General features: G+C 30.4%; 19 protein-coding genes. 11 read left to right on the forward strand and 8 right to left on the reverse strand.

Going from position 1 to position 15,230, the window contains the following annotated elements; genetic code table 11:
- Positions 1-34 precede the first annotated feature (34 nt).
- Genes ACLII3_RS01900 through ACLII3_RS01910 form a run of 3 tightly spaced genes read right to left on the reverse strand, consistent with a single transcriptional unit; the run spans position 35 to position 1,787 of the window.
- On the reverse strand, positions 35-262 hold the full coding sequence (locus ACLII3_RS01900) for a VF530 family DNA-binding protein (RefSeq protein WP_412986026.1): 228 nt from the start codon (positions 260-262) through the stop codon (positions 35-37).
- Positions 263-267: 5 nt separating this feature from the next.
- Positions 268-483, reverse strand: coding sequence for a DUF6500 family protein (locus tag ACLII3_RS01905; protein WP_412986028.1), 216 nt, complete (start codon positions 481-483; stop codon positions 268-270).
- A gap of 2 nt (positions 484-485) precedes the next feature.
- Entirely contained in the window at positions 486-1,787 is a 1,302-nt protein-coding gene (locus ACLII3_RS01910; protein ID WP_412986029.1) for a DEAD/DEAH box helicase, read from the reverse strand.
- Between the two features lie 143 nt (positions 1,788-1,930).
- Here ACLII3_RS01910 and ACLII3_RS01915 point away from each other — a divergent pair, with 143 nt between their 5' ends.
- The 9 genes from ACLII3_RS01915 to ACLII3_RS01955 all read left to right on the forward strand — a co-directional run bounded on the left by ACLII3_RS01915 (position 1,931) and on the right by ACLII3_RS01955 (position 9,097).
- Positions 1,931-2,494: a nuclear transport factor 2 family protein gene (locus tag ACLII3_RS01915; RefSeq protein ID WP_412986030.1), complete on the forward strand. Its 564-nt coding sequence runs from the start codon at positions 1,931-1,933 to the stop codon at positions 2,492-2,494.
- Between the two features lie 2 nt (positions 2,495-2,496).
- The gene (locus ACLII3_RS01920; RefSeq protein ID WP_412986032.1) at positions 2,497-2,946 is read left to right on the forward strand and encodes an SRPBCC family protein; all 450 of its coding nucleotides are present in this window, start codon (positions 2,497-2,499) and stop codon (positions 2,944-2,946) included.
- The gene (locus tag ACLII3_RS01925; protein ID WP_412986034.1) at positions 2,939-4,009 is read left to right on the forward strand and encodes an arabinogalactan endo-beta-1,4-galactanase; all 1,071 of its coding nucleotides are present in this window, start codon (positions 2,939-2,941) and stop codon (positions 4,007-4,009) included. Before ACLII3_RS01920 ends, ACLII3_RS01925 begins: the two co-directional genes overlap by 8 nt.
- Before the next feature lie 213 nt (positions 4,010-4,222).
- On the forward strand, positions 4,223-4,945 hold the full coding sequence (locus ACLII3_RS01930) for a helix-turn-helix domain-containing protein (protein ID WP_412986035.1): 723 nt from the start codon (positions 4,223-4,225) through the stop codon (positions 4,943-4,945).
- 81 nt (positions 4,946-5,026) lie between these two features.
- Positions 5,027-5,428, forward strand: a complete 402-nt coding sequence (locus ACLII3_RS01935; RefSeq protein WP_412986036.1) for a DUF4345 domain-containing protein — start codon at positions 5,027-5,029, stop codon at positions 5,426-5,428.
- 11 nt (positions 5,429-5,439) lie between these two features.
- Complete coding sequence (locus tag ACLII3_RS01940) at positions 5,440-6,360, forward strand: SDR family NAD(P)-dependent oxidoreductase (RefSeq protein ID WP_412986037.1); 921 nt, start codon at positions 5,440-5,442, stop codon at positions 6,358-6,360.
- Positions 6,361-6,661: 301 nt separating this feature from the next.
- Positions 6,662-7,339, forward strand: coding sequence for a carboxypeptidase-like regulatory domain-containing protein (locus tag ACLII3_RS01945; protein WP_412986038.1), 678 nt, complete (start codon positions 6,662-6,664; stop codon positions 7,337-7,339).
- A 5-nt stretch (positions 7,340-7,344) separates the two neighbouring features.
- Positions 7,345-8,346 (forward strand): transglutaminase-like domain-containing protein, encoded by a 1,002-nt coding sequence (locus ACLII3_RS01950; protein ID WP_412986039.1) that lies wholly within the window; start codon positions 7,345-7,347, stop codon positions 8,344-8,346.
- An 85-nt stretch (positions 8,347-8,431) separates the two neighbouring features.
- Positions 8,432-9,097 (forward strand): hypothetical protein, encoded by a 666-nt coding sequence (locus ACLII3_RS01955; RefSeq protein ID WP_412986040.1) that lies wholly within the window; start codon positions 8,432-8,434, stop codon positions 9,095-9,097.
- A 46-nt stretch (positions 9,098-9,143) separates the two neighbouring features.
- Here the strand turns inward: ACLII3_RS01955 and ACLII3_RS01960 are convergent, their stop codons facing one another.
- Positions 9,144-10,226 carry a cytochrome-c peroxidase gene (locus ACLII3_RS01960; RefSeq protein WP_412986041.1) on the reverse strand — a complete coding sequence of 361 codons (1,083 nt, stop codon included), beginning with the start codon at positions 10,224-10,226 and terminating at the stop codon, positions 9,144-9,146.
- 157 nt (positions 10,227-10,383) lie between these two features.
- On the opposite strand from ACLII3_RS01960, the gene ACLII3_RS01965 reads away from it, so the two are divergent.
- Both ACLII3_RS01965 and ACLII3_RS01970 read left to right on the forward strand, forming a co-directional pair.
- The gene (locus ACLII3_RS01965; RefSeq protein ID WP_412986043.1) at positions 10,384-11,622 is read left to right on the forward strand and encodes a DEAD/DEAH box helicase; all 1,239 of its coding nucleotides are present in this window, start codon (positions 10,384-10,386) and stop codon (positions 11,620-11,622) included.
- Between the two features lie 9 nt (positions 11,623-11,631).
- Positions 11,632-12,270, forward strand: a complete 639-nt coding sequence (locus ACLII3_RS01970; protein ID WP_412986044.1) for an MOSC domain-containing protein — start codon at positions 11,632-11,634, stop codon at positions 12,268-12,270.
- 2 nt (positions 12,271-12,272) lie between these two features.
- Here ACLII3_RS01970 and ACLII3_RS01975 read toward each other — a convergent pair whose 3' ends face one another.
- From ACLII3_RS01975 to ACLII3_RS01990, 4 genes are read right to left on the reverse strand one after another with little or no spacing between them, the layout of a single operon-like run.
- Positions 12,273-12,887: a hypothetical protein gene (locus ACLII3_RS01975; protein ID WP_412986046.1), complete on the reverse strand. Its 615-nt coding sequence runs from the start codon at positions 12,885-12,887 to the stop codon at positions 12,273-12,275.
- Between the two features lie 3 nt (positions 12,888-12,890).
- On the reverse strand, positions 12,891-14,054 hold the full coding sequence (locus tag ACLII3_RS01980) for a hypothetical protein (RefSeq protein ID WP_412986048.1): 1,164 nt from the start codon (positions 14,052-14,054) through the stop codon (positions 12,891-12,893).
- Entirely contained in the window at positions 14,038-14,568 is a 531-nt protein-coding gene (locus ACLII3_RS01985; protein WP_412986049.1) for a hypothetical protein, read from the reverse strand. Before ACLII3_RS01985 ends, ACLII3_RS01980 begins: the two co-directional genes overlap by 17 nt.
- Positions 14,549-15,100, reverse strand: a complete 552-nt coding sequence (locus tag ACLII3_RS01990) for an RNA polymerase sigma factor (RefSeq protein WP_412986051.1) — start codon at positions 15,098-15,100, stop codon at positions 14,549-14,551. Before ACLII3_RS01990 ends, ACLII3_RS01985 begins: the two co-directional genes overlap by 20 nt.
- Between the last annotated feature and the right edge of the window lie 130 nt (positions 15,101-15,230).

Genomic DNA, 15,230 nt, shown 5'->3' on the forward strand with positions numbered 1-15,230 from the left:
AAAAAGACGCTTACTAAATTAGTAAGCGTCTTTTTTATCTGTTTTTCTGTTTTAACATGTTTAAATACATGTTTTCTACTTTAGTTCTTGCCCAAGGTGTACGTCTTAAAAACTTCAAGCTCGACTTTACCGAAGGATCGTGCGTAAAACAACGTATCTTAATATTATAACTCATATACTCCCAACCATAATGAGCCACTAACTCATTAATGATTTGCTCAAGATTTACACCATGCAAAGGGTTATTGGGTTGTGAGCTCATTTATATTATACTTTTAAAATTAAGTCCTTAATTTTTACTGCTTTTTCAAAATGATTCAATTGATATGTTTGAATCCACCAAGTAGCAACTTCCATTAATAACTCAGGATTATCATTTTTATTTGCAAAAAAAGCATAAAACGATACACCTACATTTTCGCCTTTAGCTTTAATCTTGGCTTCGCAAACTGCTACAATTTTATCCTTAATGCTTTGATTCATTTTTATCGTCTTCTATTTCTATTGGCATTTGAACTGCTTTTATGCTGTCGATTTTGTCTTCTAGAACCATTTTGATTGCCTTGGTTAGATTTAGGCTTAGAACGTTTAGAATTTTTATTTCTAGAATTACGTTGGTTTTGTTTTTTCTTAGGTGGTGAACTTGGAGCATTTGGATCTGGCTCAAAACCTTCCATAATTTCAACTGGAATTTTAAGTCCTACAAGCTTTTCTATATCACGCAAATAACCACGCTCTTCTCCACACACTAAGGATAAGGCTACACCACTAGCTCCTGCTCTTCCTGTACGTCCAATTCTATGCACATAATCTTCAGACACATTAGGCAATTCAAAATTTACTACATAAGGTAATAATGTAATATCTAAACCACGAGCTGCAATATCTGTAGCAACAAGCACACGAATTTTTCCGCTTTTAAATCCAGCTAAAGCCTTTGTTCTAGCACCTTGACTCTTATTTCCATGTATTGCTGCAGCAGTAATACCTGTTGCTATCATTTTTTTACAAAGCTTATTTGCCCCATGCTTGGTTCTCGTAAATACTAAAACCTGTTGCCAATTCCCTTCGGTAATTAATTTAATTATCAATCCAGTTTTTAAGCTCTTAGCAACACGAAATACTTTTTGATTTATACTCTCAACTGTTGAATTTTCAGGTGTTGCTTCAACTTGAGCTGGATGGTATAAAATACCATGCGCTAATTTTTTAATGTCTTTAGAAAAGGTTGCAGAAAACATTAGGTTTTGTCGCTTCTTAGGCATTAGCTTAATAATACGCTCAATATCTCTTAAAAAGCCCATATCCAACATTCTATCTGCTTCATCTAACACAAATACTTCTACCTTAGAAAGTGATAATAAATTTTGATCTTCTAAATCTATTAAACGTCCTGGAGTGGCAACTAAAACATCTACACCTTGACGCAGCTTAGCTACTTGTGGTTTTTGGTTTACACCACCAAATATAACTGCCGAACGTAAATCTAAAAACTCACTATACTCTTTAACATTTGCAAAAACTTGAGCTGCTAACTCCCTTGTAGGAGTTAATACTAAAGCTCTAATTGGTCTGTTACGCAATTGTGGTTCTTGAGATAAACGCTGCAACATTGGCAACGTAAAACCAGCCGTTTTCCCTGTTCCTGTTTGTGCTGAAGCTAATACATCTACACCTTCTAAAATTGGAGGAATTGCTTTTTGCTGAATAGGACTAGGCGTTGTATATCCTTTTTTACTAATTGCTTTTAATAAAGCATCAGATAAGCCTAATGATTTAAATGACATATAAATTGTTTAAAAAATGACAATCTATTTCTTGGAGTCATTTATAAATATAGTTACAAATGTAAAGCTATTTTTTTGAAGAACTATTTATAAAAAAACCTTAATTTTATTACAAATTATCATCATCAATCAAATTATCAAAAATGACTTTTAAACCAACCTTTTTTTACATTTTAATTTGCTTACTCATTACTAACTGTAAAGAGCATGCATCTAATAACGACGTTGAGATTTCACATGAACAAATTCATGGTCGCAAAAACATAACTAACCACGACGACAAACAAAGTGATTTATACTATACTTTAAAAACTAAAGACAGTATTATGTTTGAGTTATCATACAATCAATTAGATACAAGCATCCTTGAAGAAATTACTACCAAAGATGTAGAATTTTATCATGACCAAGGAGGTGCAACTTATACACAAAAAGACTTTATAAATGGCATGAAAGGTCTTGCCAACTTAAGTTATAAAGCAAGACGTGAACTAAAAGAAGGTAGTACAGAAGTTTTTCCAATGTATAAAAACGGAGAGTTATATGCTGCTATATTAAGAGCTGAACACAGCTTTTATGCTAAAGAGCCTAACGACAAGCCTGAGTATTTAACAAGTACTGCCAAATATACTACTATGTGGATTCTTCAAAATGATGAATGGAAAATAAGCAGAATATATAGTTTTGACCACCAAGCACCTCAATAAATATGAAGTACATATGTAACATAGAAATTAATGCACCATTAACAAAGGTTGTAGCTCTTTGGGAAGACGAAAACAACTTTAAGCATTGGCAACATGGTTTTCAACATATAAAGCACATAAGTGGCACACCAAATACTATTGGAGCTAAAGCAGAAATACTCATTATACAAGGCAAACAAACAATAGAATTGTTAGAAACAGTTATGGTTAATAATTTACCAGAAGAAAAAACAGCACTATATGAGCATGTACATATGACTAATACACAAACCTCACGTTTTAAAGCTTTAAGCGATAATAAAACCCTTTACACTTCCGAGGTAAAATACACTAAATTTAATAGTTTTATACCTAAACTTATGGCTAAATTATTTCCTGGTATGTTTAAAAAACAAAGTGAAAAATGGATGCAAGCTTTTAAACTATTTGTAGAACAACAACCTAATGAATAAATATTTAGTATTAATAACGCTTATTATTTTCAGTTTTTCATGCTCAGATAGCAATGAGTCTAAAACACAAAATCCACCTGAACAAAATGAGTTTTTAAAAGGCGTAGACATATCATTTCTACCTCAAATAGAAGCAAGTGGTTATACTTACATAAACTCTAACAATCAACCACAAGATGCACTCTCCATTTTTAAAAACAATGGTATAAATACAGTACGATTGCGCTTATGGAAAAATCCAGAAACTACACATTCTTCTTTTGACGAAGTAAAAACCTTAGCTCAACGTGTCAAAAATAAAGGCATGAAGGTATGGCTAACTGTTCATTACTCTGATACTTGGGCAGATCCAGGACATCAAGAAAAACCTGAGCAATGGCAAAATATAAGTTTTCAAGCTCTTAAAGACAGCGTCTATAATTATACCAAAAAAATCGTTACGCAAATAAATCCAGATTATATGCAAATTGGAAACGAAGTTAATGCTGGAGTTTTATTTCCTGAAGGCAACCTTACCAATAATCCAACGCAATTTAAAGAGTTATTAAACCAAGGATTGCAAGCAGTAAATGACTATGCTCCTACTGCAAAAACAATAATACACTTTGCAGGACATAGTGATGCCAATTGGTTTTTTGGTAATCTAACAGATTTGGATTACGATATAATAGCACTCTCCTACTATCCTTTTTGGCATGGAACAAGTTTAACAAATTTAGAAACCAACATAACAAATCTTAAAACCAACCACAATAAAGATGTGATTATTGCTGAAACTGCCTATCCTTTTACACTAGATTGGAATGATTGGACAAATAACATTATAGGTTCTCAAGAGCAGCTAATTCCAAATTATCCTGCAACTCCTCAAGGTCAATTAAATTTCATGAACGATATTAATCAAATATGCCTAAATACTGAAGCTTTAGGCTTTTGTTATTGGGCTCCAGAATGGGTTGCTTACAATGGTAGTCAATCTAGTGAAGGCTCAGCCTGGGAAAATTTAGCGTTGTTTGATTTTAATGGCAAAGTACTACCTACAATAAGTATTTTTAATGATTAAAATACGTATTGATTTTCTTACTTTAAAAGGCTAACTTCGTTTAACAATTTATATAAACCATTAAAACGTGTTTATATAAATACATTGGCAACAATTTGAATGAACTTCGAAGAAAAAATTATAACATATAAAGACCGAGTAGTTTTTATAAAACTATCATTCCCCTTTTTTAATAGGACATTAAAAAGTTATGCTGAAAACGAAGCTTGTTTTATGTTTGTTAATAAGGGAGAGGTAGGTGTGAGAACACCAGATAGTTACCTCAATTTGAATCACGACACAGCAATGATTGCTAAATGTCTAAACTATTTTTTCGAACCAAGTAAAAACAAAGAAACTCGACATGAAGGTGTTGAATCTATAGGTGTTTTTCTTTATCCTTCATTGGTGAAAGATTTGTTCGATTTAGATGTTTCTACTTCTAATAACAAGAGTAATTATAATGTAAAGCAAGTGCAAGTAGATTTAATGCTTGATAATTTTAGGCAAAGCATCAACATCCTGTTGGAAAATCCTGAATTGGTTGATGATAATATTATAAAAACCAAGTTAAAGGAGTTTATTCAACTATTGATAAAATCACAAAATGCGCCATCGCAATTAGATTTTCTGGCAGCTTTATTTAAACCAAATGAAACTGAATTTAAAAAAGTAATTAAGCAGAATATGTATGCCAACCTCTCTATCAAAGAATTGGCATCGCTAACACACTTGAGCGAATCTTCATTTAAAAGAAAATTCAAAGAAGTTTTTAACCAAAGTCCTAAAAAATACCTCACTCAAAAAAAGATAGAGCGTGCCGCAGAACTACTAAAATCAAAAACTAATCGAGTGTCTGAAATCGCATACGATGTAGGCTTCGATTCGGTATCCACTTTTAATAGAAATTTTTCTATTTACTTCGGAAAATCACCATCAGATTATCGTTTGAACTAAATTGAGCAGTCTTTGAGCTAAACTGCATTTTATACTGCAGCAATCTTCATCACCTTTGTATCATCATTTAAATACAAGGTTATGAACACTTCAAAAATTTTAAAAATTTACTTATTTATTTCAGGATTAATTTTAACAGCTATTGGTTCTTTAACCATATTTAATCCTATAAACATCAAAGCGAATGAAGGTATAGAAATAGCAGAAAATGCAAGCGCATTAAATGATGTTCGGTCTTTTGGAATGTTATTATTGGCAACGGCTTTACTTTCTTTTTTAGGAAGTTTTAAAAGTCCATTTAGAAAATCAGCAGCGATTTCTACCTTTCTATTATTTCTATCATTAGGGTTAGGAAGGTTATTGAGCATTTTTCTTGACGGAATGCCATCAGACGGAATGGTGAAAGCAACTGGATTAGAAATCATTTTAGGTATGCTTGGGCTTATCCTCTTTATATCGAACAGTAAAAAACAATCTTTTTAAACTAAAGTAAAATGAACAAATCAATATTAATAACAGGAGCCAATGCAGGAATTGGTAAAGAAACGGCAAGACAGTTAGCGCTAATAAACGAAACCGAAGTAATCTATTTGGCATGTAGAAATCTTGAAAAAGCAGAACTTGCAAAAAAAGAACTTATTGAAGCTACGGGAAGAGATATATTTAAAATCATCATCCTAGATGTATCAAAACCAGAAACAGTAACAAAGGCAGTATCACAATTACCTAAATCAATTGATGCTTTAATAATGAATGCTGGTGGAACAGGTGGCAAAACACCAGAAAAATTGACTAAAGAAGGTGTTACAGAATTAACAGCAAGCAATCTTTTAGGCCATGTTGTACTTGTAGATGAGCTAATTGAGCAAAATAAGTTGAACAACGTAGCATTATTTGCCAGTTCTGAAGCAGCTAGAGGCGTTCAAAAAGTTGGAATGAAACGCCCAGATTTAAAAGAAAACTCAGTAGAAGAATTTGTTTCAATTTTTAACGGAAGCAAGTTTAACGGAAACTTTGATGCTTATCAAATTTATGGTTGGATTAAATATGGCGGTACACTTTGGATGAGTAGTATGGCAAGAAAACATCCAAATATTAAGTTTATTAGCATGAGTCCAGGCGGAACAAGAGGAACTAATGGTATGGACGATTTGCCTTTCATTAAAAGAATATTTTTAAAGCATATAGGAATGAAATTAATAATGCCTTTAATAGGAATGTCTCATTCTGTTGAAAAAGGTGCAAAGCGCTTTGTAGAAGGGATTAATAATCCAAAATTTAAAAGCGGTGTGTTCTATGGGAGTAAAGAGAATGTCTTAACTGGACAAGTAATAAATCAAAGTAGTATTTGGAGAAATTTTGATAATCAGATTTTTCAAAGTAATGCTGATAAAGCCATTCATCAATTTATATAAGAAAAAAACTGTTGCCAACAACGTGTATAAGCAATAGCAGTTTAAGTGTAAACTTGAACCGTTTTTTCATTTTATTAAAGTATATTGTTATCCAAAAGCAATTGCGTAAAACCTGCTACTGCTCATACACAAGACCGTTAAACGAATTTTCAAAAAAACCAACTTACTTCAAGTTGGTTTTATAAATTAAACTCATTAAAAAACAGCCTTCACTCATTAAAAAGCAGTGTTTACTAAAAGTCTATTTTAGGTTACTATAAGTAAATATAAGTTTGATGTATAATCATTAAAACTTAATATTATGAAGCATCCTATTAATTTAAACATTAAAACACCTTGTCAAGAAAACTTTAACAACTTCACTCCTACAAAAGATGGTGGATTTTGCGGTTCTTGCCAACAAGAAGTCATTGATTTTACAACAATGAACACCGAAGAAATCATTAGTTATTTTAAAAACAGAAACACTCAAAACACATGTGGTAGGTTTAAAAAATCACAGTTAAAGTCATTTAGCAACAATAAACACGTAAAGAAAAAAGCTAGTTTACTAACAGGAATTGGGTTGGCTTGTTTATCTCTTTTCTCACTTAACACATCCCAAGCTCAAGAAGTAAAAAGAAATTTGGACACAAAAAAAACTAAAAAAGTAAATGTATTACAAACAAAAAAAGACATTACAGTAAAAGGAAACTTAAAAGATGAAAATGGTATTCCTTTACCTTCAGCAACAATACTTTTAGAAGGTACAACTATAGGAACTACGACCGATTTTGATGGTAATTTTGTGTTTCCAGAAAAACTAAAAAAAGGTGATGTATTGGTTTTTAGTTATGTAGGTTACGAATCAAAAAAAATAATTATTAACAACAGTAAATCTGCAACTAAGGTTGATTTACAAGTAAACATGACAATTGATTCATGCATTTTAATGGGAAAAGTAGCTGTTAAAAAACCATATAAATCAAAAAGAAATTAAAGTATATGAAACATCTATTTACTTTATTTTTAACACTTTCACTCAACATTACTTTTGCTCAGATTTCCGATTTTAAATCTATAGATTTTTCTGTAGCAGATAATATTGCAAAACTACATGAAGGTTATGAGCTAGATAATCTACCATTACTAGCTCATAACCTAACCTATAAACTCACTACTGATGTAGAAAGGTTTAGAGCTATATATACTTGGGTTTGTACAAATATTAAAGGAGACTCAAATCAACATAAAAAAGTAAACAGTAATAGAAAAAAAAGATTATCCGATAGTTTAAACTTTGCAAAATGGAATACTGAGTACAAAAAAATAGCATTCAAAAAACTATTAAAACACAAAAAAACCATGTGTACAGGTTATGCTTACCTCATTAAAGAACTGTGCTTTTTGGCAAACATTGAATCTGTAATTGTAGATGGTTATGGAAGAACTGTTGACGCTAATATTGAAATTCTAGAAATGGCTAATCACTCATGGAATGCTGTAAAGCTAAATAATAAATGGTACTTATGTGATGCCACTTGGTCTAGTGGTTATATGGATGGTAATAGTACTTTTATAAAAGATTATAACGATGGCTATTTTTTAACAGACCCTAAATTATTTGCAAAAAACCACTTACCTCTAGATAAAAAGTGGCTATTAAACAGCAATACAACTGACTTAAGTTTCACTACTTCTCCAATAGTATATGGCGAAACATTTAAACATAAAGTTATTCCTAATAGTCCAAAAAAACTGAATGTAACGACAAAAAAAAATAATAATGTTTACTTTAATTTAAAAACACTTAACACTACCAATAACAATGTATCACTTGTATATTATATTGGAGCGAATGAAAAAAAACTACATATAAATAATCTAAAAACTGAAAACAACTTAATAACTTTCAATCATAACTTTAAGACCAAAGGTTATCATGATGTTCATATAAAAATTGATAATGATATTGTTGCTACATACACTATTAAAGTCATTAATTGAAAAATACGCATAATTGCGTATACTTTTATTATAGATAAACACTTATATTGCCTTTATATTAGTTCGACAACAAAATTTAAACATCATGAAGAAAACAATTTTCACTATAACACTACTATTTACTTTTGTTTTAAGCATCAATGCACAAATAAAAGAAGGCTATTTAAAATACAACCTAGAAGTATCTAGTGACCAACCAGAAATGGCAATGACAGTTTCCATGATGGAAAACAGCTCAATGGAAATATGGTTTAGTAAAAAAGCTGTAAGATGCGACATAACAATGGGAACTATGATGGACATGTCAACCATTGTGAATAATGACTCTAAAGATGTATTAATGCTTTTAGGAGGAATGATGGGAAATACTGCTGTAAAAACAGATATTAAAACTATAGAAAGTGAAGATGATGAAGAAGAAGTTGAAAAACCAGAAATTAAGTTTTATAACGAAACAAAACAAATACTAGGATATAAATGTAAAAAAGCCGAATCTATTTCAAAAGATGGAAAAAAGACAACTTTTTGGTATACAGATAAAATTGAAATTGCTACAGAAGGGCAATCTTCAATAAATGCTGATCTTCCTGGAATAGCTTTAGAATATGAAAGTAATGACAACGGTTTATTAATGAAGTTTACTGTGGTTGATATTGATAAAAAAATTAAAGACAAATCTGTTTTTAGTTTAGATGTTCCTGAAGGATATAATGAAATGTCTTGGGAAACATTTAAAAGCATGGGAATGTAAACATAGAATAGAAAAGCCACTTTTAAACAAAGTGGCTTTTTTGACTCTAATTAAAAGGGTCTGAAAACTTTGGATTATTAATTAATTCATAATCTGTTAGTGTTTTTAAAAAAGCTACTAAATCTACTTTATCCTGTTCACTTAACTGAAAACCTCCATTATTTTGAACACTAGCTAATGTAGAATTTAGAGTAGATGATATTTTAATTCCATTATTGTAATGATCTACAACTTCTTCTAAAGTATTAAATCTGCCATCATGCATATAAGGTGGTGTTAATTCTATATTTCTAAGAGAAGGAACTTTAAAAGTTCCTCTATACAAATCATTATTAATAACGTCTCCTCTGCCTATATCTACCATATCAGCGTCAATATCTAGTCCGTTATTCATATAATCATTATTTTCAAAATTAGCGCCTCCATGACAATGTGCACAATTTGCTCCAGATAGATTTGGATTTACAGGATTGAATTGATTAAAAAACAACATTCTACCTCGTTCCTCAGAAGTAGTAAACGTAGCTTTACCTAATTGCACCTTATCATACTTACTTTTATTAGAAACTATAGTATTCATAAACTGTTCTAAAGCCAACGAAATACGAAACTCATTTATTTCTGGAGAGCCAAAAACCTCATCAAAACGTTCAATGTAATCTGGAATAGTTTCCAATTTATCAATAACGTTTGTGAGAGTTTCATTCATTTCTAAAGGGTCTTGAATAGGCATCAAAGCCTGATCTCTAAGCAAGTGCGCCCTTCCATCCCAAAAAAACTCATTATTATTCCAAGCCATATTAAAAATAGCCATTGCTTGACGTTTTCCAGGTAACCCTTCTACTCCTAAAGAAAATCTATTAATATCCGAAAAAGCATTAGCTTGTACATGACATGTAGCACAAGACATGGAATTATCCTTACTTAGTTTTGTCTCATAAAAAAGTCTTCTTCCTAAGGCTACACCTGCATTTGTTAAAAGATTGTCTGATGCTATATTTGGTGTAGGTAAACCTTCAAAATCCAATTGATATACTAAATCAATAGGTTTATAATCTGAATCATCTTTAGAACATGAAGCTAAACATAAAATGCAACAAAAAAAGCTATACTTAATTAAGGTTTTCATTAGGTTGATATTTTATATAATTCAAAGATATTTTCATCTCTACAAAACAACTTTGACCTATATCAAAAAACAGCATTTCACATTCTTTTTAGACTAAAATAAATCTCTTGATTAAATATAAATTTGAAGCACTACCTTTGCAATAAATAAAAGACATATGTCATTTAAAGACTTACAACTTAACAAACCCATTTTAAGAGCCATTGCCGAAGCTGGTTATGACAATCCTACTTTAGTACAAGAACAAACTATTCCTTTAGTACTAGAGAAAAAGGATGTTATTACCTCAGCTCAAACAGGAACAGGAAAAACGGCAGCCTTTGCATTACCTATTATTCAATTGCTTTTTGATAAACAAGATGCGCCTAAAAAAGGAAAAAAAATAAAAGCTTTGGTGGTAAGTCCAACACGCGAATTAGCCATACAAATAGCCAACAATTTTAAAACCTATAGTAAAAACACTAACCTTAGAACCACTGTTATTTTTGGTGGCGTAGCTATTGAGCCTCAAATTGATGTACTTAGAAAAGGTGTCGACATTTTAGTTGCCACTCCAGGACGTTTATTAGACTTACATAAACAAGACGAAATTAACTTAGACTACGTAGAAACCTTAGTACTAGATGAAGCCGATTTAATGCTAGATATGGGCTTTATTGATGATGTAAAAAAGATTGAACGCTTGTGTCCAGAGGGAAAACAAATACTACTATTTTCGGCTACAATGCCTTATAAAGTTGAACAACTAGCAAATACTATTTTAAAAGATCCTGCGCGTATAGAAGTTACACCTTCTTCATCGGTTACTAAAGATGTAAGTCAGTTACTTTATTACGTTCCTAAAAGAAATAAAATAGAGCTATGCTTACACCTTTTACGCAATACAATTAAAGGAAGTATTTTAATTTTTAGACGTACTAAATTTGGTGTAGATAAGCTAGAGCAAACACTTCTTAAAAATGGTTATAAAGTAGACACAATACATGGTAATAAATCACAAAACGACAGACAGGAAGCTCTAAAAAAGTTTAAAAATAGTTATGTAAATATTTTAATTGCTACAGATGTTGCAGCTAGAGGAATTGATATAAACGAATTAGATGCGGTTATAAATTTTGATTTACCAAACATACCAGAAACCTATGTACATAGAATTGGAAGAACAGGTCGTGCTGGTAATATTGGTAGGTCTTATGCTTTTTGTTCTGCAGATGAGAAAAACTATGTAAAAAGTATTCAGCAATTAATAAATGTACAATTACCAATTGAAGAAGACCATCCTTATCCTTTAGATCCTAAAGCTAAACCTATTGTACACAAAAAGAAATCTGGCAGCAAACACAAAAAAGGACGTAAAAGTGCTGGTTCTAAAAAGAAAAAGAAACGTTGGTATTAACGATTACCTATGAAAGTAGTATCAACCAATATCGCAAAACCACAATGGATAACCATTAATGGTAAAAAAGTAAAAACGGGAATTTATAAAAAGCCAACCCTCACTCCTATTTTTCTTGATACTGAAACAGTAAAAAATGATGAAGTATCTAACAGAAAATACCATGGAGGTGAATTTAAAGCCTGCTATTTATTTTCAGCAGACCATTATCCATATTGGGAAAGTTTATATCCAACCTTAGATTGGCATTATGGTATGCTTGGTGAAAATCTTACTATAGAAGGATTAGACGAAAACAAGCTTATAATAGGTGCTATATATAAAATTGGAAATGCTTTAGTTCAAATAACACAGCCAAGAGAACCTTGTAACACATTTGCAGCAAAAATGGGGAATCCAGCCATTTTAAAACAGTTTATAAATCATGGTAAACCTGGGACTTATGTTAAAGTTTTAGAACCAGGAAATGTAAAGACTGGAGACATTTTAGAACTCGTAGAACAACCCAAAAACAGCATCACAACTGCTCAATTTTTTGAACTCTTATTTAGCAAAGACAAGAACCAAGAACACTTACAATTAATGCTTGAAAACGAGGCAATTCCTTTAAAAAAGCGAATTAAACTGAAAACACATTTAAAATCATAAGACTAATAAAACCTAACTTCAACTAGAAAGTAATTAGGAATATTAAATTGTTCTCCCCAATCTTCTGGAGCATAATTACTTCCTGAAACTTCACAATACATTTTCCAACCTGTTTCCTTATCTATATAAGGTAAAAAGTAGCCCAACACATAAGTTGGTGTATTGTCTTTGATTTCTAGACTTTGATTAGCACCTAGAAAATCATGTAAAGCATAAGCATCTTTAGGCTTCTCTACATCATAGATTTTATTTACCGAAAACCTATTAAATTTTGCATATAACTTGATAGTGCTATCTAAACGTGTTTTTATCATAACATCAACCTTAAACGTATTGGTATCAATTTTAGAAATATAATCACTCTTAGACGATGCAATTATGGTATCAGTTTGTTCTAAACGACCATTTGTAAATTCTTTAACTATAAACGCATAATCTTTCCCTTTTAAACTTTCACCTTCAAAACTCAAAGTTATTTTTTCAATACCTTGAAATCGCATTAGCTCATGAAGCTCATTATTATCAGAACCATAATCTGTTTTTAATTGAATAACACCTTGTGCTCCAATATTGGTAATCGTTAGTAATGTAATTGTCAATAATAAAAATATTCTCATAATTTATCGCTGTATTATAAATTCATCTGAAGTATATAAAACTCCATGAATGATATCTAAATCTATACTTCCTGATGGTGTTTTTGTTTTAGGCTTTCGCTCCATCATTTTAAACTTTTCTCCATCTCTATTGGGCTGCATACTTATTTTATGTTCTCCAATATAATGGATGGTATTATGTCCTATTGCAGATAACTCAAAATCTTTAACTGGATAAAACAATTTAAGCTTAGAGTATTCAGCATTAACTTTAAACACTTTAAAATCATCAGTAAAATTGTAAAACCAATATGTGCTATTAAAATCTTTGATTCTATTATCTTTTCCAACCTCTCCAATTTCAATATCTGAAAATTCTGAATCAATAGTAACATCATCCAAACTTCCTATAATTCCATTCTTTACATTATTAAAAATTAAACTTCCACCTAAAATAGTTTCAATCTTACAAGAAGCGTCTTTTACTTTAATATGATTATTATTATTTGCCAAAACCTTAGCCTTTAAAAAACCTCGCTTTAAATCTAAATGGATTTCATTTTGAATATCATCTCCAAAGGTTATTTGTGTATCAGTTCCTTGAATTGTTAGAGGTATGTAAGGAGGCACTTTAATAATAAATGTGCTCCTTATAATCTTTACATTTTTACTACTAATACGTTTGGTTTTACCATTCTTATCTAATTCTTTAAATTTTTTAAAAAACCAATCAGAACTATTAAGAGGATTCTTATTCATTACTTTTACCAAAGAATCTTTTGACTTACGAAATACTTTTAATGAATCAGATTTATTAAATCCAAAAAAATCATCTGTCATTGTTAATCCATTATTTGAGTTATAATGTATCGCAACTTTTGGAGTTTTTGTAATGTTTTTAGAAACCAAAGTGATTGTGTTTTCAAATTTCTCTGCATTTACAGTTATTCCTTCAAGTACACTTTTTCTTTCTTTATTAGAATAATTCTCAAACTTTACTTGATAATCAAAATACATTTTTCCATCAGTAGAAGGAATTATATATACTGTTGTGTTTTTTAAGTTAAAAATTGCTTCTGAATTTGGATTTGTTTCCAAAACTTCGTGATAAATATGTTCGTTCTGTGCTAACCCATGAGTTGCTACAAAATATAAAAGCAATAGTTTTAGATTAAATAATGATTTCATTCTGCTCGCTTTTTTGGTTTAATAATTTAATATGCTGTTGAATGTCCTTTAAAATTTGTAGTCTAAGCTTTAAATTACTTATTAGTGATTCCAAGACTAATATGTTGTTTTTGTCTTTTTGAAATTCACTTAAAATCTCCTTATAGGTTTTATCTAAATCAGTTAATTTTAACTGATAGCGCTCTACTAACCTCTTATCTTTTGTATACTTTGTAAATTGCTGCCATTCAATATCAATTTGAGATAAATACTCTTGCTCTATTTGCTTTAACTGCAATTCTAAAACCGTTTCTTTATTATCAAGTTCACTTTTTAAAAAAAACAATGAGCCAAATAAAAATCCAATAATTAAAATAGCTGCATATTTATAATTAATCCTAAAAAACTGTTTCTGTTTCTTTGTGTTTTGAGCTTTAAGTTTTGCTATAAATTCATCTCGATGATGTTTTGGGAGCATGTTATGATTTTGCTTCTCTTCATCTTTAAAGACATCTCTAATATCTTGCTGCTTCATAATCTTCTTTTAATAATTCTTTTAATTTTAATCTACCACGCCTTAAATGTGTTCTAGATGTGGTTATTGGAATCTGTAAAATCTCAGATATTTCCTCATGATCATAACCTTCTATTAAAAACAGCTTAACAACTATCTTATATTTTAGATTTAATTTTTCTATAGCTTCTACAATTTGATACTTGGTAATTCCTCCATCAATACGCCAATCATTAATATCATCTATAACTTGAAGTGTTTCAGCTTTTACATGAGAGTAATCCAATTGTTTCTGTCTCAATACATCTATACATTGATTAATAACAATTCTCTTTATCCAAGCACCAAACGTATGTGTACTTTTATATAAATGAATACTATCGAAAGCCTTTAAAAAACCTTCTTGCATTGCATCTTTAGCATCTTCATGATTTTTAAGATACCTTTTACATACCGAAAACATTGCATCACAATAATTATCATATAAATGCAACATTGCTTTCTCACTTCGTTGCTTGCATTGCTTTATAAGTTGTTGCTCATTTTGTAGCATTCATTCTATTTGATTAGTGTCTTTTTACTTAAATACGTAAGATAATATGGAACGTTTCATTTCTAGCAAAATTTTATTCTAAAAAAAAGAAATTGGAGAACTAAAAATTTTATTCTTACATTTAAGTTGA

The organism is Pontimicrobium sp. IMCC45349, assembly GCF_047219225.1.
GTDB lineage: Bacteria > Bacteroidota > Bacteroidia > Flavobacteriales > Flavobacteriaceae > IMCC45349.